This window comes from Bradyrhizobium ottawaense, assembly GCF_002278135.3.
GTDB lineage: Bacteria > Pseudomonadota > Alphaproteobacteria > Rhizobiales > Xanthobacteraceae > Bradyrhizobium > Bradyrhizobium ottawaense.
In genome coordinates, this window is sequence record NZ_CP029425.2 from 7,690,480 (window position 1) to 7,712,789 (window position 22,310).

Consider the following 22,310-nt stretch of genomic DNA (forward strand, 5'->3'; position numbering starts at 1 on the left):
AACAAATTCTTTCGAGTGGCCGCGCGCTACGCCGCCTTCATCCGGTAGCGGCTGATGCCCCATTCGCTGCCGGCGGCGTAGCCGAACAGGCCCGCTGTCGCGAGCAAGAACCAGCGCCAGCGCCGCATCCACAGGTGCGTCTCCGCGCCGTAGACGTTGCGCAAGGCCGCCTCGATCGCATCCCGGTGCGCGTCGAAATTGGCGAGCCAGTCGTTGGCGGTGCGCTGATAATGCGCGCCGCTCCAGCACCATTCCTTCTCGACCGTGAAGATGTCGTGGAATTGCCTGACGAGGTGATGGCTCGGCATCAGCCCGCCGGTGAAGACGTGCTGGGCGATCCAGTCCTCGCGGTCGAGCCGGTCGAACAGCTGGGAGCCGGAGCGATGGGTGACGATCTGCATGAAGAAGCGCCCGTCGGGGGCGAGCCATGACCGCAGGCGCGTCATCAGCTTGCGCCAGTTCATCATCTGCTCGAACATCTCGACCGAGACGATGCGGTCGAACTGGCCGTCGGGCGCGAACACGTTCATGTCCGCCGTGACCACGCGCAGGTTCAGCAAGCCGCGCCGCCGCGCCTCCTCCTCGACATGAGCGCGCTGCGCCTGCGAGGTCGACACCGCCGTCACCCTGGCGTGCGGAAACTGCCGCGCCATCCACAGCGACAGCGAGCCCCAGCCGCAGCCGAGCTCGAGGATGGTCTGGCCGTCGGCGAGGCCGGCATGCTCGACCGTCTGGCGTAGCGCCTCCTCCTCCGCCTCCTGCAAGGTGGTCGCATCGGTCTTGTAGAAGCAGCAGGAATATTTGCGGCTGGGGCCGAGCATTTCGGCGAAGAACGCCGCGGGCACGTCCTCACGCCCGGCCTCCGCGTTTTCGGCGATCGGCCGCAGCATCATCCGGCCTGCGAAAGCGGCATCGGCGGGCGCATCATGCGCGGCGAGGCGGGTTGCGCTGCGGGAGCACAGGCGCTGGATCGCGGCGCGGATCACGACGTCCGGCAGCGGCACGCGTTCGGCAGTCCCGATGATCGCGGAAACGACGCTCATGCGCCCCCCGAATGGCGAATCTCTGCAGACACCAGCTTATCAAAGCGCCGCTTCCGGTGCGGGTTCCCCCAGCTGTCCCCGAAATCGGCGCATCCGGCGCTTTTTTTGGGCCGGCGCTGTGCCATAGTGCGCGCCGCAAGCAAGCTTTTGGAATGGATGATACCGGCCATGCCGTCAGGCGCCTCGCCCCGCTCCACCATGGATATTGAGTATACAAAGCTGTCCTCACCCAGCGTCTTCCTGGTGCGGATGCTGGTCTTCCTGGTGCTGTGCACGCTGGTCAGCGTGGTGCTCTACAAGCAGATCATCCAGGCCTTCTTCGCCAATCCCGGCCTCAATGCCCTGATCGGCGGCGTGCTGTTCATCGGCATCATCCTGGCCTTCCGCCAGGTCATCCGGCTCTACCCCGAGGTCTCCTGGGTCAACAATTTCCGCATCGCCGATCCCGGCCTGGCGCCGGCCCGGCACCCGAAACTGCTGGCGCCGATGGCTGCGATCCTCGGCGGCGAGCGCTCCGGGCGAATGTCGATCACCCAGACCACCATGCGGCATTTGCTCGATTCGATCGCGACGCGCCTGGATGAAGCCCGTGACATCTCGCGCTACATGACCGGCCTTCTGGTCTTCCTCGGCCTGCTCGGCACCTTCTGGGGCCTGATCGAGACGGTCGGCTCGGTCGGCAAGGTGATCGACGGGCTCAAGGTCGGCGGCGATTCCGGCGCACTGTTCGACACGCTGAAGGAGGGCCTCGCCGCCCCGCTCGGCGGCATGGGCATCTCGTTCTCCAGCTCGCTGTTCGGCCTTGCGGGATCGCTGATCCTCGGCTTCCTCGATTTGCAATCGAGCCAGGCGCAGAACCGCTTTTACACCGACCTCGAAGACTGGCTCGCCACCACCGTGCGCGAATATGGCAGCGGCGAGGTCGCGGTCGCTTCCGGCGGCGGCGGGGTCGCCAGCGGCGAGCTCCAGGCCGCGGTCGAACGCTTACGCTCCGTGCTCGAGGAAGGCAGCGCCAGCCGCGGCACCACGGCGGCGATGGCGAGCCTTGCCGAAGCCATCCAGGCGCTGGTCTCGCATATGCGCACCGAGCAGCAGATGATCCGCGAATGGGCCGACGGCCAGGGCGAGCAGAACCGCGAGATCCGGCGTCTGCTGGAGCGCATCGCCCGCCAGCCGGAAAAGAGCTAGCGGCTCGCTTGCCCCGGACGCTGCGCAGCACGAAGTGATGCGCTGCAGAGCCGGGGCCCAGCGTCAGGGACAACATGGGTCCCGGCTCTGCGAAGCAGCGTTGCACGCTGCATCGCGTCCGGGACACGAAAGTGGAGACGGACAACATGGCTCTAGCGCGCGGCCGCCGCAGCGAAGGCGCCTTCAACTACTGGCCCGGCTTCGTCGACGCGCTGTCGACGCTGGTGCTGTCGATCGTGTTCCTGCTGTCGGTGTTCCTGGTGGTGCAGTTCTTCCTGTCGCAGGAGGTCACCGGCAAGGACAAGGCGCTGGAGCAGCTCAACGCCAAGATCGCCCAGCTCAACGAGCTTCTGTCGCTGGAGAAGCTCGGAAAGCTCACGCTCGACGACCAGGTCTCGCAATTGAAGGCCGGCCTCGCCTCGGCCGAGACCGAGCGCGACCGCATCAAGGGCCTCTACGATGGCCTCGCTGCCGCCGGCAACGACGCGCAGGGCAAGTCCTCCGAGCTCGGCAAGGCGCTGGATTCGGAGAAGGCGGTCTCGGCGCGGGCGCTGGCCCAGATCGAGGTGCTGAACCAGCAGATCAGCGCGCTCCGGCGGCAACTGGCGGCGCTGGAAGAGGCGCTCGATGCGAGCGAGAAGCGCGACAAGGAATCGCAAAATCGAATTGCCGATCTGGGCTCGCGCCTCAACGTGGCGCTGGCGCAGCGCGTGCAGGAATTATCGCGCTACCGCTCGGAATTCTTCGGCCGCCTGCGCGCCATCCTCGGCAACCGCCCGGACATCCGCATCGTCGGCGACCGCTTCGTGTTCCAGTCCGAGGTGTTCTTCGACACTGGCCAGGCGGTGCTGCTGCCCGAGGGCCGCGCCGAGCTCGACACGTTGGCAGCCGCGCTGATCGAGCTCGACAAGAAGATCCCGAGCGACATCCCCTGGGTGCTGCGCGTCGATGGCCACACCGATGTGCGTCCGGTCAACGGTCCGAACTTCAAGTCGAACTGGGACCTGTCCGCGGCCCGCTCGATCTCGGTGGTGCAATATCTGGTCTCGCTCGGCGTGCCCGCCCAGCGCCTCGTCGCCGCCGGCTTCGGCGAATTCCAGCCGCTCGATCCCGGCAACACGGAAGAGGCCTACAAGCGCAATCGCCGCATCGAGCTGAAGCTGACGGAGCGGTAGTGAGCGCGATCCACCTCCGCCCCTACGCGGCCTCCGACGAAGCCGCCGCGATCGATCTCTGGCATCGCACCTGGCAGCAGGCCTATCCGCAGATCGACTTCGCGGCACGGCTGGAATGGTGGCGCGAGCGTTGGCTGAGGGATCTGGTACCGAAGGCGTCCATTGTCGTCGCCGAGCAGAATGGTGCCCTCACCGGCTTCGTCACCATCGATGGCGAAGGCTATCTCGACCAGCTCGTGGTCGATCCTGATCACTGGGGCTCGGACGCGGCCCGGCTGCTGGTCGACGAAGCGAAACGCCTGTCGCCATCGGGCATCACGCTGCTCGTCAACAAGGACAATTCCCGCGCCATCCGCTTCTACGAGCGCAACGGCTTTGCGCATGCCGGCGACGATGTGAACCCGACCTCGGGCCGGCCGGTGCTGAAGATGGCCTGGCGGGCGTAATTCTGGCGGGCGTGAGGCCTGTCACGCAGGGATCCCGGGACGTCTGCTAGTCGTTGGTGCAAGAGCAGCGATGACAAGCGAATGGAGGCGATCGATGCAGCTGCGCGATCTTGCCAAGGGTTCCTCGGTGTTTCTGGCCGTCATCGTCGCCGGATATTTATCGACGACCTATGTCGACCAGCGTTTTGCTGCGCCCGAGGTCTCCAAATCAACAGAGACGGCATCAGCCTCAGCCTGCGTCGGAGAGGACGGCAGCTGGAAGAACTGGCCGTGGCCAAACGTGCCTGCGCTGTCGCCGAAGTGCCGGTAGCTGACCGAGTGGCGCAAAGCACCTGCCCCAAGCTCCGCTGTCATCACCCGCGAAATGTTTAGCCCGGACAGATCACTGACAGGTGTTCGGAGACATAGCTGACACATCAAACTGGGCTGGATTGGTCGATTCGGGAGGCCGTCCATGCCCTGGAACGAGGTGTCGGTAATGGATCAGCGGCGCGAGTTTGTGCGACTTGCCTTGCAGGACGGAACGAACCGGCGGGAGCTGTGCCGCTAACGCCCTCACGCCCCCTCGAACTGCAGCCTCGCCAGCCGCGCATACAGCCCGTTCGCGGCCACCAGCTCGGCATGGGTGCCCTGCTCGACGATCTTGCCCTGGTCCATCACCAGGATGCGGTCGCAGGACAGCACGGTGGCGAGGCGGTGGGCGATCACCAGCGTGGTGCGGTGGCGCATCAGCTCTTCCAGCGCGGTCTGCACCAGCGTCTCGCTTTCGGCATCGAGCGCGGAGGTGGCTTCGTCGAGCAGCAAGAGCGGCGCATCGCGCAGGATGGCACGGGCGATCGCGATGCGCTGGCGCTGGCCGCCGGACAGCGTCACGCCGCGCTCGCCGAGCGGGGTGTCGAAACCTTCGGGCAGGCGGCGGATGAATTCGGCGGCATGCGCGAGCTCGGCGGCGCGCTCGACCTCGGCATCGGTCGCATCGGGCCGGCCGAAGCGGATGTTCTCGCGAGCGCTGGCGGCGAACACGTTCGATTCCTGCGGCACCAGCGCGATGCGCGCGCGGAAATCGCGGGGATCTGCGGATTTGACCGGCACGCCGTCGAGCGAGATCGCGCCGCTGCGCGGGTCGTAGAAGCGCAGCAGCAGATGGAAGATCGTGCTTTTGCCAGCGCCGGACGGACCGACGATCGCGACCTTCTCGCCGGGGCGCACCGTGAATGACACGGCATCGAGCACATTGACGTCGCGCCGCACCGGATAGGCGAAGCTGACCCGGTCGAAGCCGACCTCGCCGCGTGCCGGCACCGGCAGCGCGCGGGGAGACGCGGGCGCCTTGATGTCGGGCTGCACATGCAGGATCTCGAACAGCCGCTCGGCCGCGCCTGATGCCGCCGAGACCTCGCCCCAGACCTCGCTGAGCTGGCCGAGGCCGGCTGCGGCGAACACCGCATAAAGCACGAACTGACCGAGCCGGCCCGGCGAAATCGCGCCGGTGAGGACGTCATGCGAGCCGATCCAGAGGATCGCGACCACGCTCGCGAACACGATGAAGATGATGATGGCGGTGAGCACGGCGCGCGCCTGGGTCGAGGTGCGCGCGGCCTCATAGGCCTGCTCGACCTCGCCGCCGAAACGCTTCTCGGCGAATTGCTCGCTGGTATAGGCCAGCACGGTGCGGATCGCGCCGACCAGCTCGCCCGCATAAGCCGACGCCTCGGCAAGCGTGTCCTGCGCATTGCGCGACAGACGCCGCACCCAGCGCCCGAAGGCAACCAGCGGCAGCACGATCAAAGGGATGGCCAGCAGCACGAAGCCCGACAGTTTTGGGCTCGTGATCACCATCATCGCCGCGGCGCCGAGGAACATCATCAGATTGCGCAGCGCGATCGACACCGAGGCGCCGACGGCCGATTTGAGCTGGGTGGTGTCGGCGGTGAGCCGCGAGATCAGCTCGCCGCTGCGTGCGGAATCGAAGAAGGCGGGGGACAGCGACAGCAGATGAGCGAACACGTCGCGCCTGAGGTCGGCGACGATGCGCTCGCCGATCGTCATCACGAGGTAGTAGCGCGCCGCGCTGGCGAGCGCGAGCACGCCGACCACCGCGAGCATCACCGAGAAGTAGCTGTTGATCAGCTCGATGCCCTCGGGCGTCAGGCCGAAATCGATCATCCGGCGCACCGCGACCGGCACCAGCAGCGTGGTCAGGGCCGCGACCGTGAGTGCGACGAAGGCCAGCGCCGCCCGACCGCGATAGCGGTTCACATAGGGCGCGAGCGCAAGCAGCGGCCGCAGCTTGGCGCGACCCTTGGCCGGCTCTTCGATCAGCTCGGCCTCGATCGAGGGGGTGTCCGCGGCGTTCATTCCGGGCTGATCGACATACTGGTCATCAAGCCGTTCCACTGCGCTCATGAGATCCAACCCATTGCATTCGTTTGCTCCCAATAGGCCGGTGCAAGGGTAGTGGCAAATCCGGGAAGTCCCTTAGGGGCAAACCCGGTTCACCGCCCGGGATGGCTTGTTTTAGCGGGTTTCGTGAGGTATAGACCCGCCCAAATCCGTCATTCGATAGCCACCCAAGAAGGCGCCGGGGCGCCGAGGAATTGCCATGAAAGCCGAAATTCACCCGAACTATCATACAATTAAGGTCGTGATGACCGACGGAACCGAGTACCTGACCCGCTCGACCTGGGGCAAGGAAGGCGACACGCTGAACCTCGACATCGACCCGAAGTCGCACCCGGCCTGGACCGGCGGCAACGCCCAGCTGATGGATCGCGGCGGCCGCGTCTCGCGCTTCCAGAAGAAGTTTTCGGGCTTTCTCAAAAAGGATTGATCCCGCCCGCAGGGTTGGACACGAAAAACGCCCCCGGGAGACCGGGGGCGTTTTTGTTTTTTCCGGCTGTCATTCCGGGGCGTGACGAAGTCGCGAGCCCGGAATCCATAACCACGATCGGGAGTATGGATTCCGGGCCCGCGCCAAGAGGCGCGTCCCGGAATGACGACCGAGATTGTCGATGGAGCTTACCGCTCGAACGCCGCCTTCAGCGCGTTGAGGTGCGGCACCAGCGGATTGCCGATCGCGATGTGTTCGGCCGGCGGGGTGTGGATGGTGGTGTCGAGGCGGCGGACGCGGGTCTGCAGGCTCATCGAACGATGGATCAGATCCTGAAGCTGCGAGGGCAGCTTCTCGATGGTGTCGGTGGGGCCGGGATCGGCAGCGCTGAGCTTGACCTTGGTCTTCTCGCGATTGGCCTGGCTCAGCGTCATCTCGCCTTCCTTCACCGCGCGGTGCAGCAGCAGCCACGAGGCGAGCTGCATCAGGCGGGTGGTGAGACGCATGCTCTCGGTTGCGTAGGTGAGGCTGACGGCACGGTCGAGCGCCTTGGCCTCGGTGCGGCCGGCGCCGTCGAGATAGGCAGCGGTCTCTTCGACGAGGTCCATGCCCTCACGGAACAGGACGCCAAACGCCGCAGAATTGGTGAACCGCTCGCTGAGTTGAACGAGAGCGCCGTCGGCCTGCAAACGTTCCATGGTTAACGCCTCTTACGCAACTGTTTGACTGCCCGGCTTTGGCGCCGGCTTATGATGAACAAATCATTGCGCGGGCGGGACGCGGAGTCCAGTGACAAGCGCGGATATGGTTTCCGCGGGTCATTCCCAGGAATTCAACCGGGACGAGACGCCAAATAGCGGGAGTAAACGCAAAAAAAGAGCCGCCGGAGACCGGCGGCTTTGAAAGTTGATAACAGGGAGGCGTCAAACAGAGTGGACAGGAGCCACTCGGTGTCCAAACGAGGACAGTTCCAGTCATAAACCCGAAAGCTTAATCGACCGTAAACGAGCGAATTTTTTGAGGGTTCGTTAGCCATGTCGGCCAGTGACCGAGCGGGGGGTGGAACATAATCGGCAGTCCCCCGGTGCAACGACACATTCAGCTGTCGTCCCGGACAAGCGTCAGCGCAGATCCGGGACCCATAGCCACTGGCGGACGTGGTGACGGGGACTCGGAGTGGCCGACCTCGCGACAAACTTCATCCTTTGGGTATGGGTCCCGGATCTGCGCGCGCCTATGGCGCGCTTGTCCGGGACGACAGCCGATATGCGCCCCTACTTCTTGAAAAAACTGTTCGCCGCGTCGCGCGAGGCGCGCTTCTTCGTGGCGGCTTCTTCCAGCCTTGCGATCTCGGTCTTGAGCAGCGTGACGCGCTCGGCCAGTTCCTCGACCGACAAGAGCGAGAGGTCCTGCCCGATGTCATGGCTGATCTTCTTGCGCGGGCGGTCGTCGTCTTCCGTCGCCATCCTCGTTCCTCCTGCGTTCGCGCACACAATGCCGAGGCGGTTGCCAGCTTGGATCACGCTGGCTAAGCAAGGGCCTCGTTCATCCCGCACCTTCACCCAAGGACACATCATGGACAAGCTGCCCGCGCAAATGACCGTGGTCGCCATCTCCAAGCCCGGCGGACCGGAAGTGCTGGTGCCGGAACAACGGGCGCTGCCGCAGCCCGGTCCTGACGAGATCCTGGTCAAGGTGCAGGCCGCCGGCGTCAACCGGCCCGACGTTGCGCAGCGCTCGGGGGCCTATCCGCCGCCGCCCGGCGCCAGCGACCTGCCCGGTCTCGAGATCGCGGGCGAAGTGGTTGCCGTCGGCAGCAATGCCAAGCGGCACAAGATCGGCGACAAGGTGATGTCGCTGGTCGCCGGCGGCGGCTATGCGCAGTACTGCATCGCCCAGGATGCCCAGGCGATGAGCGTACCGCCCGCGCTGTCCATGAAGGAGGCCGGCGCGCTGCCGGAAACCCTGATGACGGTCTGGCACAATGTGTTCGAGCGGGGTGGCCTGAAGGAAGGCGAGACGCTGCTGATCCATGGCGGCTCCTCCGGCATCGGCACCATGGCGATCCAGCTGGCGAAAGCGTTCGGTGCGAAAGTGTTCGTCACCGTCGGATCGCAGGACAAGATCGATGCCTGCCTCAAGTTAGGCGCCGACCGCGCCATCAACTACAAGACCGAGGACTTCGTTGCCGTGGTCAAGGAAGCGACCAACAAGGAAGGCGTCAACCTGATCCTCGACATGGTCGCCGGCGAGTATGTCGACCGCAATTATGATGCCGCCGCGCTCGATGGCCGCATCGTGCAGATCGCGACCCTCAACGGGCCCAAGGTCAACGTCAACATCGCCAAGGTGATGGTGAAGCGCCTGACCCATACCGGCTCGACACTGCGTCCCCGTAGTAATGCGGACAAGGCGGCGATGGTGGCCGCGATCGAGGCGAAAGTGATGCCGCTTTTGCGCGAAGGCCGCGTCAAACCGCTGATGGACAGCACTTTCCCGCTGGAAAAGGCAGCCGATGCGCACCGCCGCATGGAAACGAGCGCACATATTGGCAAAATTGTGTTGGAGGTCTAGGCCTCCGGCCCACAGGCGGCGGCGGAAACCCTTTGATTTTCCTTGCTTTCGTGGCATCTATCGCGACGCACCGAACGGTTTCCGTCCGGTCTGAAATCGTCTTCACCTGAAGAGTTTGCGTCGAACGCGGAGAACTGGCCTTGCGTCTGATCAGGTGCCTCGCGCCCATCGCGCTGGGCCTCATGATTCTTGTCGCCGCGCATCCCGCGCGCGCGCTCGACGCCGTCAGCGTCCGCAGTGACGCGCCCGCGATCGACCTCACCGGCGTGCTCGAGCATCAGCGCAGCGATGCCGATCGCATCCAGGTCTCCACCGCGCCGGGCACCGACGGCATCGTCCGCCGCATCGAGGTGCGCGCCCGCGAGGGAGGCCAGAACTGGGTGGTGTTCGCGCTCGCCAACAACACCGACGACCAGCTCGACCGCCTGATCGTCGCCCCGCACTACCGTATCGTCTCCTCGGGGCTCTTGTGGCCCGACCTCGGCCTGTCGCGCATCGCGACCATCACGCCCTCGACCGGCGACCGGCCTGAGCGGCAGGAAAGCCCGACCGCCGACGTGTTCCGCGTCACGCTCGACCCCGGCGCCGTCATCACCTTCGTCGCGGAGCTGCGCACCGACAAGCTGCCGCAGCTCTATCTGTGGGAGCCTGAAGCCTACAAGGACAAGGTCAACTCGTTCACGCTGTACCAGGGCATCGTGATCGGCATCTCGGGCCTGCTGGCCTTGGTGCTGACCATTCTGTTCGTGGTGAAGGGCAGCATCATGTTCCCGGCCGCCGCGGCGCTGGCCTGGGCGGTGCTGGTCTATATCGGCGTCGATTTCGGCTTCTGGGGCAAGGTGCTCGACATGTCGAACAACGCCGAGCGCATCTGGCGCGCGGCGGGTGAAGCGATTTTGGCGGCCACGCTGCTCGTGTTCCTGTTCGCCTATCTCAACCTCAGCCGCTGGCATGTGCGCTATTCGCACATCACGGTGGGCTGGCTCGCGTTCCTGGGGTCGCTGGTGGCGCTGGCCCTGTTCGATCCGGCGGTGGCCTCCGGCATCGCGCGCATTTCGCTGGTGCTGATCGCCTTCGCGGGCTTCGCGCTGATCGTCTATCTCTCCACCCACGGCTTCGACCGCGCAGTGCTCTTGATCCCGACCTGGTTCCTGCTGGTGGTCTGGGTGGTCGCGGCCGGCATGACGGTCGCGGGTTCCGTGACCAACGACATCGTCGGTCCCGCCCTGCTCGGCGGCCTCGTGCTGATCGTGATGCTGATCGGGTTCACGGTGATGCAGCACGCTTTTGCCGGCGGCGGCGCCACCACCGGCGTGGTCTCCGACATCGAGCGGCGCGCACTGGCGCTGGCCGGCTCCGGCGATCTGATCTGGGACTGGGACGTCTCCGCCGACAAGGTCTTCACCAGCCCCGAAACCGAAGCCCTGCTCGGCCTCAAGCGCGGCACGCTCGAAGGGCCCGCGGCCTCCTGGCTAGAGGTTCTGCATCCGCTCGACCAGGATCGTTTCCGCGCCGCGCTCGACAGCGTGCTCGACCAGCGCCGCGGCCGCCTGGTGCAGGATTTCCGCCTGCGCACGCCGGACGGCCATTTCATGTGGTTCGCGCTGAAGGCGCGGCCGGTGGTCGGCTCCGACGGCGAGGTCTCGCGCGTGGTCGGCACACTCACCGACGTCACCGAGCTGCGCAACGCCGAGGAACGCCTGCTGCACGATTCCGTGCATGACAACCTCACCGGCCTGCCCAACCGCAAACTGTTCATGGACCGGCTGGGTGCGGTGGCGCATTTCGCCAAGACCATGCCGACGCTGCGACCGACGCTGATGGTGATCGACCTCGACCGCTTCAAGCAAGTCAACGATTCCGTCGGCATCGCGGTCGGCGATTCCATCCTGTTGACGCTGGCCCGCCGCCTCACCCGCATCCTGAAGCCGCAGGACACGCTGGCGCGGCTTGCCGGCGACCAGTTCGGCCTGATCCTGCTCTCGGAGCAGGACCCGGCCCGCATCACCGCCTTCGCCGAGACCATCCGCAAGACCATCCGGGCGCCGATCGCCTTCAACGATCGCGAGATTTTTCTCACGGCCTCGATCGGTCTCGCCCTTTCTGATCCGCAGGTTCAGCTCACGGACGAGATCATCAAGGATGCCGAGCTTGCGATGTATCACTCCAAGCGCATCGGCGGCGACCGCATCGACGTCTACAAGCCCGCGATGCGCGCGCGGAAGACCGATCGCCTGACGCTGGAGAGCGAGCTGCGCCGCGCCATCGAGCGGCAGGAACTCACGATCCTGTACCAGCCGATCGTGCGGCTGGAAGATCGTTCGGTCGCCGGCTTCGAGGCGCTGGTGCGCTGGGATCACCCGAAGCTCGGCCGCATGGCACCCTCGGAGTTCATCACCATCGCCGAAGAGACCGGCCTGATCGTCGACCTCGGCATGTTCGTGCTCGACCAGACCGCCAAGCAGCTCTCGATCTGGCAGCGCGCGATGCGCTCACGCGAGCCGATCTTCGCCTCGGTCAACGTCTCCTCGCGGCAATTGCTGCGGCACGATCTGATCCACGACATCCGCACCGTGCTGTCGCGCTCCTCGGTGGCGCGCGGCACGCTCAAGCTGGAATTGACGGAATCGCTGGTGATGGAGAATCCAGAGCACGCAGCGCAGATGCTGACGCGGATCCGCGAGCTCGGCACCGGGCTCTCGCTCGACGATTTCGGCACCGGTCATTCGTCACTGGCCTATCTCCAGCGCTTCCCGTTCGACACCATCAAGATCGACCAGTCGTTCGTGCGCACCACCAATCGCGGCACGCGCCCGGTGATCCTGAAGTCGATCATCGCGCTCGCGCATGATCTCGGCATGGATGTGGTCGCCGAAGGCGCCGAGACCGATTCCGACGCGGTCGAGCTCTACCAGATGGGCTGCGAATACGCGCAAGGCTTTGCCTTCGGCGAGCCGATGGACGCGGACGCCGCGATGCGGCTATTGACCGAAGTGCGGCTCGAAGCGGCGAGCTGAACTCGCCGCGCGTCCGGTATCGTAGGGTGGGCAAAGGCGCGAAGCGTCGTGCCCACCATACATCCAGCACCGCAAAGAAGTGGTGGGCACGCTTACGCTTTGCCCACCCTACGATACTTTCCCCCTGGTGAAGGACGAACGCACGCCGCTACCGCCGCCCGTCCTTCTTCATCTTCGTGAACCGCACGCTCTGGCCGTCCGGCATCCGCACTGCCTTGAACCCGGCAGCAAGGCAGGCTTCGCGTTGCGGCATCTGGATGTCGGGGCTGCGCAGGCTGTCCCACCATGAGGCCCGATTGGCCGCGCGCGGCAGGGCCGCGCCGATGATCTCTTCGATCTGTTCGAAGCTCAGGACGAATTCGGCCTGCTTCTGCCGCAGCAGATAGTCGCGCAACGCGTCGTAGTCGTTCACAATTGTCCTCTCGTCCGAACCCCAACCTGCTCAAATGAGCCCGCTCACATCCGGGCTGCCCAAAACCGTGAGCGGCGTAAACCGATTCTTAACTCACTACGGCAGCGTTGTTCCACCTTAAACACTACTCAAGATTTCGGGCGCATCCACTAGGGGTATCGGGAGCAAGCGATGCTGTCTGGATGGCGCGAAGTCATGGCCCGCCGGCCGTGGCGGATTTCGGCGAAGCTGCTGATCATCTCGTCCGTGGTGACGGTGATCGGCTTTTCCGCCATTTGCGTCAACGTCATGCTCGACATGCGCCGGGGCGAGGAGGCGCTTGCCCGCCAGACGCTGGAGAACCTCGCGACCACCATCCAGTCCGACGTCAGCCGCAACGTCGAGATCTACGACCTGGCGCTGAAGGCGGTCGCCAGCAACATGCTGCTGCCCGAGCTCGCGACCGTGTCGAAGCCGATCCGTCACCTGATCCTGTTCGATCATGCGACGACGGCGAGGCATTTCGGCGCCATCCAGGTGTTCGACGCCGAGGGCAGGCTGGCCATCGACGCTTCCACGCTCGATCCCCTCCCCGAGAACCGGAGCGAGGAGGAGTATTTCAGGGTTCACCGCGACAATCCCGACGTCGGGCTGTTCATCAGCCGCCCGATGCTGTTCCGCGGCGCCTACGCGATCGTGCTGAGCCGTCGCATCAGCGATACCGACGGCGGCTTCCTCGGCGTCGTCGCCGGCTCGATCCGCTTCAGCTATTTCCACGAATTGTTCGAGCGGCTGAATCTCGATCCTGAAGACACCATCACCGTGCTCAGGCGTGACCGCACCATCATGATGCGGCGGCCGTTCGATCTCGACATCATCGGCACCAATTTGAACGACCGCCGGACGTGGAAGGCCGACAATCTCCCGGTCGGCACCGCCTATTCGGGAAAGGGCCCGGTCGATCCGACGCCGCGGCTCTATGTCCGCAGCGCCGACAACGGGCCGCTGTTCGTGGTGGCGGGCAAGCCGCTGACTGCGGTTTTCGCGCTCTGGCAGAAGGAGGCGTATCGCATCGGCGCCGTGGTGCTGGCGCTCGCGCTGTTCGTGCTGGGATCGACGCTCGTGCTCGCGCGCGAGATCGGCCGCCGCGCCGAGGCCGAGCGCAAGCTCGAGGAGATGGCGACGACGGACGCGCTCACCGGCCTGAAGAACCGCCGCAAGTTCGATACCGTCATCGACGTCGAATGGCGGCGCGCAATGCGGCAGAAGGCGCCGGTCGCGCTGTTGATGATCGATGCCGATCACTTCAAGGCCTACAACGACACGTTCGGCCATCAGGCCGGCGACCAGGTGCTGGTCGGCATCGCCATCTGCATTTCCGATTCGGTGAGCCGGGCCGGCGACTGCGCCGCGCGCTATGGCGGCGAGGAATTCGCGGTGCTGCTCCCCAACACGTCTGCGACCGACGCCTTCAAGGTCGCCGAGACGATCCGCCTCAAGGTGCAGGGCTGGTCTGACGACGAGGTGACGTTGACGGTCTCCTGCGGCGTCGCCAGCCTCGTTCCCACCGCCGGCATGGACTGGGCGATCCTGGTCGCCGCCGCCGACAAGGCGCTCTATGCGGCGAAGGCGGGCGGACGCAATCAGTCCGTGGTTGCGAGCCTGCCGAAGCTGTCGCTGGTGGCGTGAGTGTTGTAAGCGGAGCCGCGCGCCACATCCCCGGTGTCGTCCCGGCGAAGGCCGGGACCCAAGCCACAGGGAAGAGTTTGGCGAAGACTCGCAGTTCGGTACTGCTACCGACTGCAATCGATGAATCACGCGGTATGGGTCCCGGCCTTCGCCGGGACGACACCGAGAGTGTAGCGACTACTGCCCCAGATACTTCTTCATCTCCGCGATCAGCCCGTCCCGCAGCTCCGGGCGCTTCAGGCCGTAGGCGATGTTGGCGCGGAGGAAGCCGGGCTTGGAGCCGCAATCATGGCGCTCGCCCTCGAACTCGACGCCGTAGAACTTCTGCGACTTGGCAAGGCCGATCATGGCGTCGGTGAGCTGGATCTCGCCGCCGGCGCCGCGCTCCTGTGTCTCGAGGATCTTGAAGATCTCAGGCTGCAGGATGTAGCGGCCGGTGATCGAGAGATTGGAGGGCGCGGTGCCCTTGGCCGGCTTCTCGACCATGCCGTCGACCTCGAACATCTTGCCGTTGCGCTTGCCGACGCCGCAGATGCCGTATTGATGGGTGAGATGGTCGGGCACCGCCTCGACCGCGACCAGGTTGGATTTCTCGCCGAGCGTCGACGCCGTCTCGATCATTTGCTTGAGGCAGCCGGGCGAGTTGAGCACGAGCTCGTCGGGCAGCACGACGGCGAACGGCTCTTTGCCGACGATGTCGCGCGCGCACCAGACCGCGTGACCGAGGCCGAGCGGCGCCTGCTGGCGGGTGAAGCTGACGGCGCCGGCTTCAGGCTGGTTCTGCGCCAAAATCTCCTGCTCGGCCTTCTTGCCGCGCTGGCTGAGCGTCGCATCGAGCTCGAACATCCGGTCGAAGTGATCTTCGATGACATTCTTGTTGCGGCCGGTGACGAAGATGAAGTGCTCGATGCCGGCCTCCCTCGCCTCGTCATAGACGTACTGGATCAGCGGCTTGTCGACGATGGTCAGCATTTCCTTCGGCATCGCCTTGGTGGCGGGCAGGACACGGGTGCCGAGGCCGGCGACGGGGAATACGGCTTTGCGAATTTTCATGTGATTGATCGAATACCTGGGGGCACATGGGAACGGCGGAACGGAGCAATGGCATCTTGCTAGCCTGTTTGCAGCCGCCAACAAAGGCGGATGTGGGGCCTCACCCGCGCAGAGTTAAGAAAAAGGCCGCCACCAAAATTTCACGTTTGTTAAGCTATTGGCAACGGTAACCGGGCCTCCTGATGGCAGATTTTTGGAAGGCCGATGGGTGGGACATGATGCAATTGGTGGCAGGGCAGGCAAGACGGGCAGGATCCGTGACCGGCGCGGCGATGATCGCGGCCGCTCTGCTGCTGCCCGTCAGCGCGCACGCCCAGGCGCAGAACGGCCTGTCCAATCTGTTCGGCGGCATCTTCTCGGGCCCCAACGCTGCGCCCTCGCAACCTGCGCCCGGTCCCGGCGGCGCTCTCCCCTGGAGCGGTGAGGACGGGGCTTCCGGCCATCCGCTGATGACGGCCGCGGCGATCCGCGAGGCCGCCGGCAATTTCAGCAATTGCGTTGCCGCGATGTGGCCCGATGCCGCACGGCGCAACATCACCCAGGAAAACTTCCAGCGCTTCACGGCCGGGCTCTCACCCGATCTGCGCATCATGGACCTGATGGACTCGCAGCCGGAGTTCACAAAATCGATCTGGGACTATCTCGACATCCTCGTGAACGACAACCGCCTCGCCAAGGGCCGCGAGATCCTCGCCAAGTACAAGGCGCAGTTCGACGCCACCGAAAAGGCCACTGGCGTCGACCGCTTCATCATCGCCTCGATCTGGGGCATCGAGTCCAATTACTCGACGCAGATGGGCGATCGCAGCGTGCTGCAATCGACCGCGACGCTCGCCTGCATCGGCCGCCGCCAGGCCTATTTCAAGGACGAGTTCCTCTCCGCGCTGGAGATCCTCAACCGCGGCGACCTCAGGCCGGAGCAGATGCGCGGCTCCTGGGCCGGCGCGTTCGGCCCGACCCAGTTCATGCCGACCGCGTTCAAGCGCTTTGCTGTCGACGGCGATGGCGACGGGCGGCGCGACGTCGTCGACAATCCGACCGACCTGATCGCATCGACCGCCAACAACCTGAAGAAGGACGGCTGGCAGGCCAGTCAGACCTGGGGCTTTGAGGTCGTGGTGCCCCAGGGGTTCAACTACATGCTGGCCGACCGCGCCAAGGCGATGACGATCGCGCAATGGGAGAAGCTCGGGCTGAAGCGGGCGACGGGCCAGCCGTTCCCGCATCCGGCGGAGAAAGCCTATCTGCTGGCCCCCGCCGGCGCGCAGGGGCCCGGCTTCCTGATGCTGCAGAATTACCGCGTCATCATGAAATACAACCCGGCCGAGGCCTATGCGCTGGCGATCGGCCATTTCGCCGACCGCCTGCGCGGAGGGCAGCCCTTCGTGCAGCCCTGGCCGCGGCAGGAGCGCGAGCTGTCGCGCACCGAGCGGCTGGAGCTGCAGCAGCTGCTGGCCCAGCGCGGCTTCTACAAGGGCACCCCGGACGGCCAGTTCGGCGGCCAGACCCGGGAAGCCCTGCGCAATTTCCAGGCCTCGATCGGAGTGCCCGCGGACGGTTTTGCCTCCTCGGACGCACTGGAACGGCTGCGCGGACGGTAAAATCGCGCCGAAAGTAACCCTGAACGGGGATTTTGGCAGGCAGCCTTGACGTAGGCGGCTGTTCCCCGGTGTATGGGTTCAAGAATCTGCAACGGAATTTGCCCGTTTGGCGCCTGATTCCGTTATTATATTGAGCTACCTCCGATCCCCATTGCGTTGGCCCGAGATCGCATGTCGAAGCCGAAGTCCCTGTTCAAGGCGCTGACCGAGACCGGCCCGTTGATCGCGCTGGGGACGGCGCTTGCGATTCTGGTCTCGGTCGCAGGGCCTGCCTCGGCGCAGTTCTTCAACTTCCCCGGCTTCGGCGGCCCGCCGCAGCGTTCGGCTCCGCCACCACAACGGGGCGGTGGCGGAGGCGGCGGCTGGTTCGGCGGCGACTTCTTCACGCCGTTCCAGCAGCAACAGCCGCAGGCGCCACGCCAGGATTTTTCGCGCGCGCCGGCGCCAGCCAAGCGCGACACCATCCCTGAGAAGAACGTGCTGGTGATCGGCGACGCCATGGCCGACTGGCTCGCCTATGGCCTGGAAGACGCCTACACCGAGCAGCCCGACATGGGCGTGATCCGCAAGCACAAGACCACGTCCGGTCTGATCAAGTACCAGCCGCGCGGCGAGCCCGCGGATTGGACGACTGCCGCAAGGGGCATCCTCGAGACCGAAAAGCCCGACGTGATCGTCGTCATGCTGGGTCTCAACGACCGCAGCGCGATCCGCGAGCCCGTCGCCGACAAGACGGACAAGGCCGCCGCAGACAAGGACAAGAAGAACGACAAGGGCGCGCGCGCCAAACAGCCAGCGAAGCCGGGGGACGCCAAGCCCGGCAACGACACCGCCGCCAAGCCCGACGACAAGCCTGCCGATGCCGATCTGCCGCAGGACGACGCCGACAATGCCGACGCGCCGGCGGCCGCGCCCGAAAAGACGGCCCGCAATCCGAACGGCCTCTACGAATTCCGCGACGACCGCTGGGTCGAGCTCTACGGCAAGAAGATCGAGGAGCTCGCTAACGTCCTCAAGACGAAGGGCGTGCCGGTGCTGTGGGTCGGCCTTCCCGCCATCCGCGGGCAGAAGGGCACGGCGGACATGCTGTTCCTGGATTCGCTCTATCGCGAAGGCGCGGCCAAGGCCGGCATTACCTATGTCGACGTCTGGGATGGGTTTGTCGACGAGGCCGGCCGCTTCCTCCAGAAGGGTCCGGACTTCGAAGGCCAGATCCGTCAGCTCCGCAGCTCTGACGGCGTCTTCTTCACAAAGCCCGGCGCGCGCAAGCTCGCGCACTATGTCGAGCGCGAGATCACGCGCCTGCTGGCAGGACGCTCCGGCCCGATCGCGCTGCCGAGCGAGCCGGCGACGCCCGACACCAGCGCCGAGCCCGGCAAACCCGCACCGCGGCCGCTGGCGGGGCCGATCGTGCCGCTGGTTGCGGCCTCGATCTCGACCGATCAATTGCTGGGCGGCCCGGGCTCGCGTCCCGCCGCCGTCGATGCGCTGGCTGCGAAGACGATGGTGAAGGGCGAGCCGCTGGCCGCTCCAGCCGGCCGGGCCGACGATTATGCCTGGCCGCGCCGCGAAGTCGGCCGCGAGCAGGCCAAGGGCGATACGCCGATGGCCGCGACGACGCCCGACGGCGGCGCGCCTTCCGCATCGCCGGGCGCAGCCGCGGCGATCGCGCCGCCAAGGCTCGCGCCGAAGAAGCCGCCGGTGGTGCAGCAGCCGGCACAGGCCCAGCCGTCGTTCCGCGATTTCTTCGGCTTCGGCTCTCCGCAGCCGGCGCCAGCACCGCGTCAACTGGCGCCTGCGCCGCGCAACCCAAATCCGGCCAATCCAGGGATTCCTCGTCCGCCCGGCAGCGTCGGGCGCTCGGCGGAGATGTTCCGGTAGTTCCCGGAGTTGCTCTTCCCGGAGTTGCTCGCGTGTCCCGGACGGGCAGCAGCGTGTAATGCTGCTGCTCAGAGCCGGGACCCAGCTTGAGCGGCGCTTACAAAAGAACGAGCCCCGGCTCAGCAATGCGGCTTTGCCGGACGATGCTACGCATCGCCTGGGCCGCATTGCGTCCGGGGCACGAGAGTTCGGGCGTTAGTTACGGGACTTGGTCACAAATCCTAATAGCGCCAGCGCGTCGGCGGACGGCGTGCAGGTCGCGACATCAGAAGCGCGAGCGCGAAACCGATGCCGCCGGCAACCAGCAGCGCGCCGAGCGGATTGTCCTGCACCTTCTTCGACAATGCCTGCGTACCATCGCGAAGAGTCTCGCCGCTGTTGTCGTAGGCGTCCTTGGCGTAGTCTGCCGCAGTCTCGCCGGCCTCGCGTACGGCATCCTTGGCCTGGCCGTAGAGATTCTGCACCGTGCCCGCGGCTTCCCGCGCCTTGCCCGATGCCTGCGTCTTCGCATCGCCTGCCATGTCTCCGACCGCGCCTTCCGCGCGTCCGGCATATTCCTTGGCCGATCCAACAATCCGATCCGTGTCCATGATGATCCTCCTCGGTGGTCAGCCGAAGTAACCGATCAGGCGCGGCGCAGTTCCAAATCATGACGAAAGTGTAGAAGGCGTAGTGCGCAGCCCGGATAAGCCAACGGATCGGCGCGAAGCGCCGTCCCGATGACAGGCTCCGCGACATCCGGGACTTTGCTTACACCGTTCCCGGGTATCGCTGCGCTCACCCCATCTACAGGATCAGCCCGCCATCGACGACCAGCGTCTGTCCGACGATGTAGGACGACAGCGGCGAGGCCAGGAACAGGGCCGCGCCGGCCATGTCGGCCGGCGTTCCCAGGCGCCGCAGCGGAATGCGTGATAGTGCGCCTTCGAGCCGCTTGGGATCGTCGGTCGTCACCTTCGTCATCTTGGTGTCGACGAGTCCCGGCGCGATGCCGTTGACACGGATGCCATCCTCGGCCCAGGCCTCGCCCAACGTCCGCGTCAATCCGACCGCACCGGTCTTCGAGGCGTTATAGGCGGGATTGCCCATGGTGGAATGATAGGCCGCGGTCGAGGACACCATGATCAGCGACCCCTTCGCATCCCGCAGCATGGAATGAAATCGCGTGGCGCAGGCCATCAGGCTCATCAAATTGACCTCGACCACCTTGCGAAAGCCGATCATCTCGAATTCGCCGCGGCGATAGAGCACGGCGCCCTGCGCCAGCACGAGCACGTCGAGCCGTTCGAAGGACGGCTTGAATGCCTCGATCGCACTGGGGTTGCTGACGTCGAGCTGCGCGTAAGACAGACCCGTGAGATCAGAACCTTCCTCGATCGAATAATCCTTTGGCTGCGCACGCGTGCCGCAAACCGCGACATGCGCGCCCCTCGTGCGAAACGCTTGCGCGATGCCGTTGCCGATCCCGCTGGAACCGCCGACCACCAGCACCTGCCTGCCTGAGAAATCGAGCTCGTTCGCCATCGCGGCCTCCCCTCTTGTCTTGCTTGTTTGACCTGTCTGCGGATCGATGCCAGCCTTGTCAATCATAACAAGAACAAGCAGGGCGCGAGGAAACAGCATGTCCGAGTTCAAACGGCTCAGCCGGTCCGTAAAGGGCCTGACCGTTCTCGTCACCGGCGCAGCCAGCGGCATGGGGCGCGCCACCGCCTACGTGTTCGCCGCGGAGGGCGCGAACGTTGCCGTCACCGACTATGATGAGCAAGGCGCGCTCGCCGTCGCGAAGGAGATCGCCGCGAGCGGCGGTTCGGCAAAAGCCTGGAAGCTCGACGTCGCCGATGGCACCGAGATCGAGCGCGTGGTGAATGATGTCGCGGCACATTTCGGCGGGCTCGATATCGTCGTCAACAATGCCGGCATCTCCGTGCGCATCGCGATCGACGACGAGGCCTATGAGGACGCCTGGGCAAAGGGCATCGCCGTGATGCTGACGGCGCATCCGCGCATCATCCGCGCGGCACTGCCTTACCTGCGCAAATCGAAGAGCCCGCGCATCGTCAACATCGCCTCGACCGAGGCCCTCGGCGCCACCGCATTGCATAGCCCCTATTCGGCGGCGAAGGGCGGCGTGGCGAGCCTCACGCGCTCGCTTGCCGTCGAGCTCGGCCGCGAGGGCATCACCGTCAACTGCATCTGCCCGGGTCCGATCCGCACCGCAATCACCGACCGCATCTCGGAGGAGCACAAGACGATCTACGCCAAGCGCCGCACCGCACTCGGCCGCTACGGCGATCCCGAGGAGGTCGCGCATATGACGCTGAGCCTGTGCCTGCCGGCGGCGTCCTTCCTCACCGGCGCGGTGATCCCGGTCGACGGCGGTCTGATGGCGCGCAACGCGTGAGAGCCATGCGCGCCGAGCGTTGACAACGGCGAGTGCGAGAGTAGCTTTTTCGCCGACAGAGCGGGGCCAAACGCTCGCACATGCGGGAGAAAACGCCATGACGATCGCCATCCGGCAGCTTCAGAAGCATTTTGTCGGCGAGGTTTCCGGCCTCGATTTGCGAAAGCCTCTGACCGAGGTCGAGGCGCGCGAGGTCGAGGCCGCCATGGACAAATACGCGGTGCTGGTTTTCCACGACCAGGACATCACCGACGAGCAGCAGATGGCCTTTGCGCTGAACTTTGGTCAGCGTGAGGATGCGCGTGGCGGCAACATTACCAAGGCCAGCGAACACCGCCTCAACTCGGGCCTGAACGACGTCTCCAACCTCGGCAAGGACGGCAAGCCGCTGCCGAAAGACAGCCGCGCCAATCTGTTCAACCTCGGCAATTGCCTGTGGCACTCCGACAGCTCGTTCCGGCCCATCCCTGCAAAACTCTCGCTGCTGTCGGCGCGGGTCGTGAACCCGAAGGGCGGCAACACCGAATTCGCCGACATGCGCGCCGCCTATGACGCGCTCGACGACGACACCAAGGCGGAGATCGACGATCTCATCTGCGAGCACTCGCTGATGTATTCGCGGGGATCGCTCGGCTTCACCGAATACACCGAGGATGAGAAGGAGATGTTCAAGCCGGTGCTGCAAAGGCTGGTGCGGACGCATCCCGTGCATCGCCGCAAGTCGCTGTATCTGTCATCGCATGCCGGCAAGATCGTCGGCATGAGCGTGCCCGAGGGCCGCCTGTTGCTGCGCGATCTCAACGAGCACGCAACGCAAGGAGAGTACGTCTACGTCCACAAATGGAAGCTGCACGACCTCGTGATGTGGGACAACCGCCAGACCATGCACCGCGTTCGCCGCTACGACCAGTCGCAACCTCGCGACATGCGTCGCGCGACGGTGGCGGGGACGGAGCCGACGGTGCAGCAGCAGGCGGCGGAGTGAGTGGCATTGGAGTAGCCACAAATTCGGCCGTCGTCC

General features: G+C 65.4%; 20 protein-coding genes. 12 read left to right on the forward strand and 8 right to left on the reverse strand.

Features of this window, described 5'->3' with window-relative positions; all coding sequences use genetic code 11:
- Positions 1-26: 26 nt before the first annotated feature.
- A complete protein-coding gene (locus tag CIT37_RS35970; RefSeq protein WP_028142036.1) occupies positions 27-1,043 on the reverse strand; it encodes an SAM-dependent methyltransferase in 1,017 nt (338 codons plus the stop codon).
- 168 nt (positions 1,044-1,211) lie between these two features.
- Between CIT37_RS35970 and CIT37_RS35975 the strand changes: the two genes are divergently transcribed.
- From CIT37_RS35975 to CIT37_RS35990, 4 genes are all read left to right on the forward strand, one after another.
- A complete protein-coding gene (locus CIT37_RS35975; RefSeq protein WP_028142037.1) occupies positions 1,212-2,231 on the forward strand; it encodes a flagellar motor protein MotA in 1,020 nt (339 codons plus the stop codon).
- A gap of 146 nt (positions 2,232-2,377) precedes the next feature.
- Positions 2,378-3,406, forward strand: a complete 1,029-nt coding sequence (locus CIT37_RS35980; protein WP_028142038.1) for a peptidoglycan -binding protein — start codon at positions 2,378-2,380, stop codon at positions 3,404-3,406.
- A complete protein-coding gene (locus CIT37_RS35985; protein ID WP_038950771.1) occupies positions 3,406-3,852 on the forward strand; it encodes a GNAT family N-acetyltransferase in 447 nt (148 codons plus the stop codon). Before CIT37_RS35980 ends, CIT37_RS35985 begins: the two co-directional genes overlap by 1 nt.
- A gap of 94 nt (positions 3,853-3,946) precedes the next feature.
- Complete coding sequence (locus CIT37_RS35990; RefSeq protein ID WP_038950770.1) at positions 3,947-4,162, forward strand: hypothetical protein; 216 nt, start codon at positions 3,947-3,949, stop codon at positions 4,160-4,162.
- 245 nt (positions 4,163-4,407) lie between these two features.
- Here CIT37_RS35990 and CIT37_RS35995 read toward each other — a convergent pair whose 3' ends face one another.
- Positions 4,408-6,258, reverse strand: coding sequence for an ABC transporter ATP-binding protein/permease (locus CIT37_RS35995; protein ID WP_038950769.1), 1,851 nt, complete (start codon positions 6,256-6,258; stop codon positions 4,408-4,410).
- Positions 6,259-6,454: 196 nt separating this feature from the next.
- Here CIT37_RS35995 and rpmE point away from each other — a divergent pair, with 196 nt between their 5' ends.
- A complete protein-coding gene (gene rpmE / locus CIT37_RS36000; protein WP_007599895.1) occupies positions 6,455-6,682 on the forward strand; it encodes a 50S ribosomal protein L31 in 228 nt (75 codons plus the stop codon).
- A 188-nt stretch (positions 6,683-6,870) separates the two neighbouring features.
- Here rpmE and rcdA read toward each other — a convergent pair whose 3' ends face one another.
- Positions 6,871-7,380, reverse strand: coding sequence for a protease adaptor protein RcdA (gene rcdA, locus CIT37_RS36005; protein WP_018318720.1), 510 nt, complete (start codon positions 7,378-7,380; stop codon positions 6,871-6,873).
- Between the two features lie 576 nt (positions 7,381-7,956).
- A complete protein-coding gene (locus CIT37_RS36010) occupies positions 7,957-8,148 on the reverse strand; it encodes a DUF1192 domain-containing protein (RefSeq protein WP_028142042.1) in 192 nt (63 codons plus the stop codon).
- A gap of 109 nt (positions 8,149-8,257) precedes the next feature.
- On the opposite strand from CIT37_RS36010, the gene CIT37_RS36015 reads away from it, so the two are divergent.
- Complete coding sequence (locus CIT37_RS36015; protein WP_028142043.1) at positions 8,258-9,256, forward strand: NAD(P)H-quinone oxidoreductase; 999 nt, start codon at positions 8,258-8,260, stop codon at positions 9,254-9,256.
- Between the two features lie 140 nt (positions 9,257-9,396).
- On the forward strand, positions 9,397-12,273 hold the full coding sequence (locus CIT37_RS36020; protein ID WP_038974849.1) for an EAL domain-containing protein: 2,877 nt from the start codon (positions 9,397-9,399) through the stop codon (positions 12,271-12,273).
- A 148-nt stretch (positions 12,274-12,421) separates the two neighbouring features.
- Here the strand turns inward: CIT37_RS36020 and CIT37_RS36025 are convergent, their stop codons facing one another.
- A complete protein-coding gene (locus CIT37_RS36025; RefSeq protein WP_026202061.1) occupies positions 12,422-12,685 on the reverse strand; it encodes a DUF7662 domain-containing protein in 264 nt (87 codons plus the stop codon).
- 171 nt (positions 12,686-12,856) lie between these two features.
- Between CIT37_RS36025 and CIT37_RS36030 the strand changes: the two genes are divergently transcribed.
- Entirely contained in the window at positions 12,857-14,353 is a 1,497-nt protein-coding gene (locus CIT37_RS36030) for a sensor domain-containing diguanylate cyclase (protein ID WP_095424693.1), read from the forward strand.
- A gap of 177 nt (positions 14,354-14,530) precedes the next feature.
- Here CIT37_RS36030 and CIT37_RS36035 read toward each other — a convergent pair whose 3' ends face one another.
- The gene (locus tag CIT37_RS36035) at positions 14,531-15,406 is read right to left on the reverse strand and encodes a UTP--glucose-1-phosphate uridylyltransferase (protein WP_095424692.1); all 876 of its coding nucleotides are present in this window, start codon (positions 15,404-15,406) and stop codon (positions 14,531-14,533) included.
- Positions 15,407-15,621: 215 nt separating this feature from the next.
- On the opposite strand from CIT37_RS36035, the gene CIT37_RS36040 reads away from it, so the two are divergent.
- Entirely contained in the window at positions 15,622-17,007 is a 1,386-nt protein-coding gene (locus CIT37_RS36040) for a lytic murein transglycosylase (protein ID WP_174719467.1), read from the forward strand.
- Between the two features lie 171 nt (positions 17,008-17,178).
- Complete coding sequence (locus tag CIT37_RS36045) at positions 17,179-18,888, forward strand: SGNH/GDSL hydrolase family protein (protein WP_095424691.1); 1,710 nt, start codon at positions 17,179-17,181, stop codon at positions 18,886-18,888.
- Between the two features lie 221 nt (positions 18,889-19,109).
- Here the strand turns inward: CIT37_RS36045 and CIT37_RS36050 are convergent, their stop codons facing one another.
- Positions 19,110-19,478 (reverse strand): CsbD family protein, encoded by a 369-nt coding sequence (locus CIT37_RS36050; RefSeq protein ID WP_028142049.1) that lies wholly within the window; start codon positions 19,476-19,478, stop codon positions 19,110-19,112.
- A 196-nt stretch (positions 19,479-19,674) separates the two neighbouring features.
- Positions 19,675-20,412 (reverse strand): SDR family NAD(P)-dependent oxidoreductase, encoded by a 738-nt coding sequence (locus tag CIT37_RS36055; protein ID WP_095424712.1) that lies wholly within the window; start codon positions 20,410-20,412, stop codon positions 19,675-19,677.
- Between the two features lie 97 nt (positions 20,413-20,509).
- Here CIT37_RS36055 and CIT37_RS36060 point away from each other — a divergent pair, with 97 nt between their 5' ends.
- Positions 20,510-21,289 carry an SDR family NAD(P)-dependent oxidoreductase gene (locus CIT37_RS36060; RefSeq protein WP_095424690.1) on the forward strand — a complete coding sequence of 260 codons (780 nt, stop codon included), beginning with the start codon at positions 20,510-20,512 and terminating at the stop codon, positions 21,287-21,289.
- Positions 21,290-21,386: 97 nt separating this feature from the next.
- Positions 21,387-22,274 carry a TauD/TfdA dioxygenase family protein gene (locus CIT37_RS36065; RefSeq protein ID WP_095424689.1) on the forward strand — a complete coding sequence of 296 codons (888 nt, stop codon included), beginning with the start codon at positions 21,387-21,389 and terminating at the stop codon, positions 22,272-22,274.
- Positions 22,275-22,310: the final 36 nt, after the last annotated feature.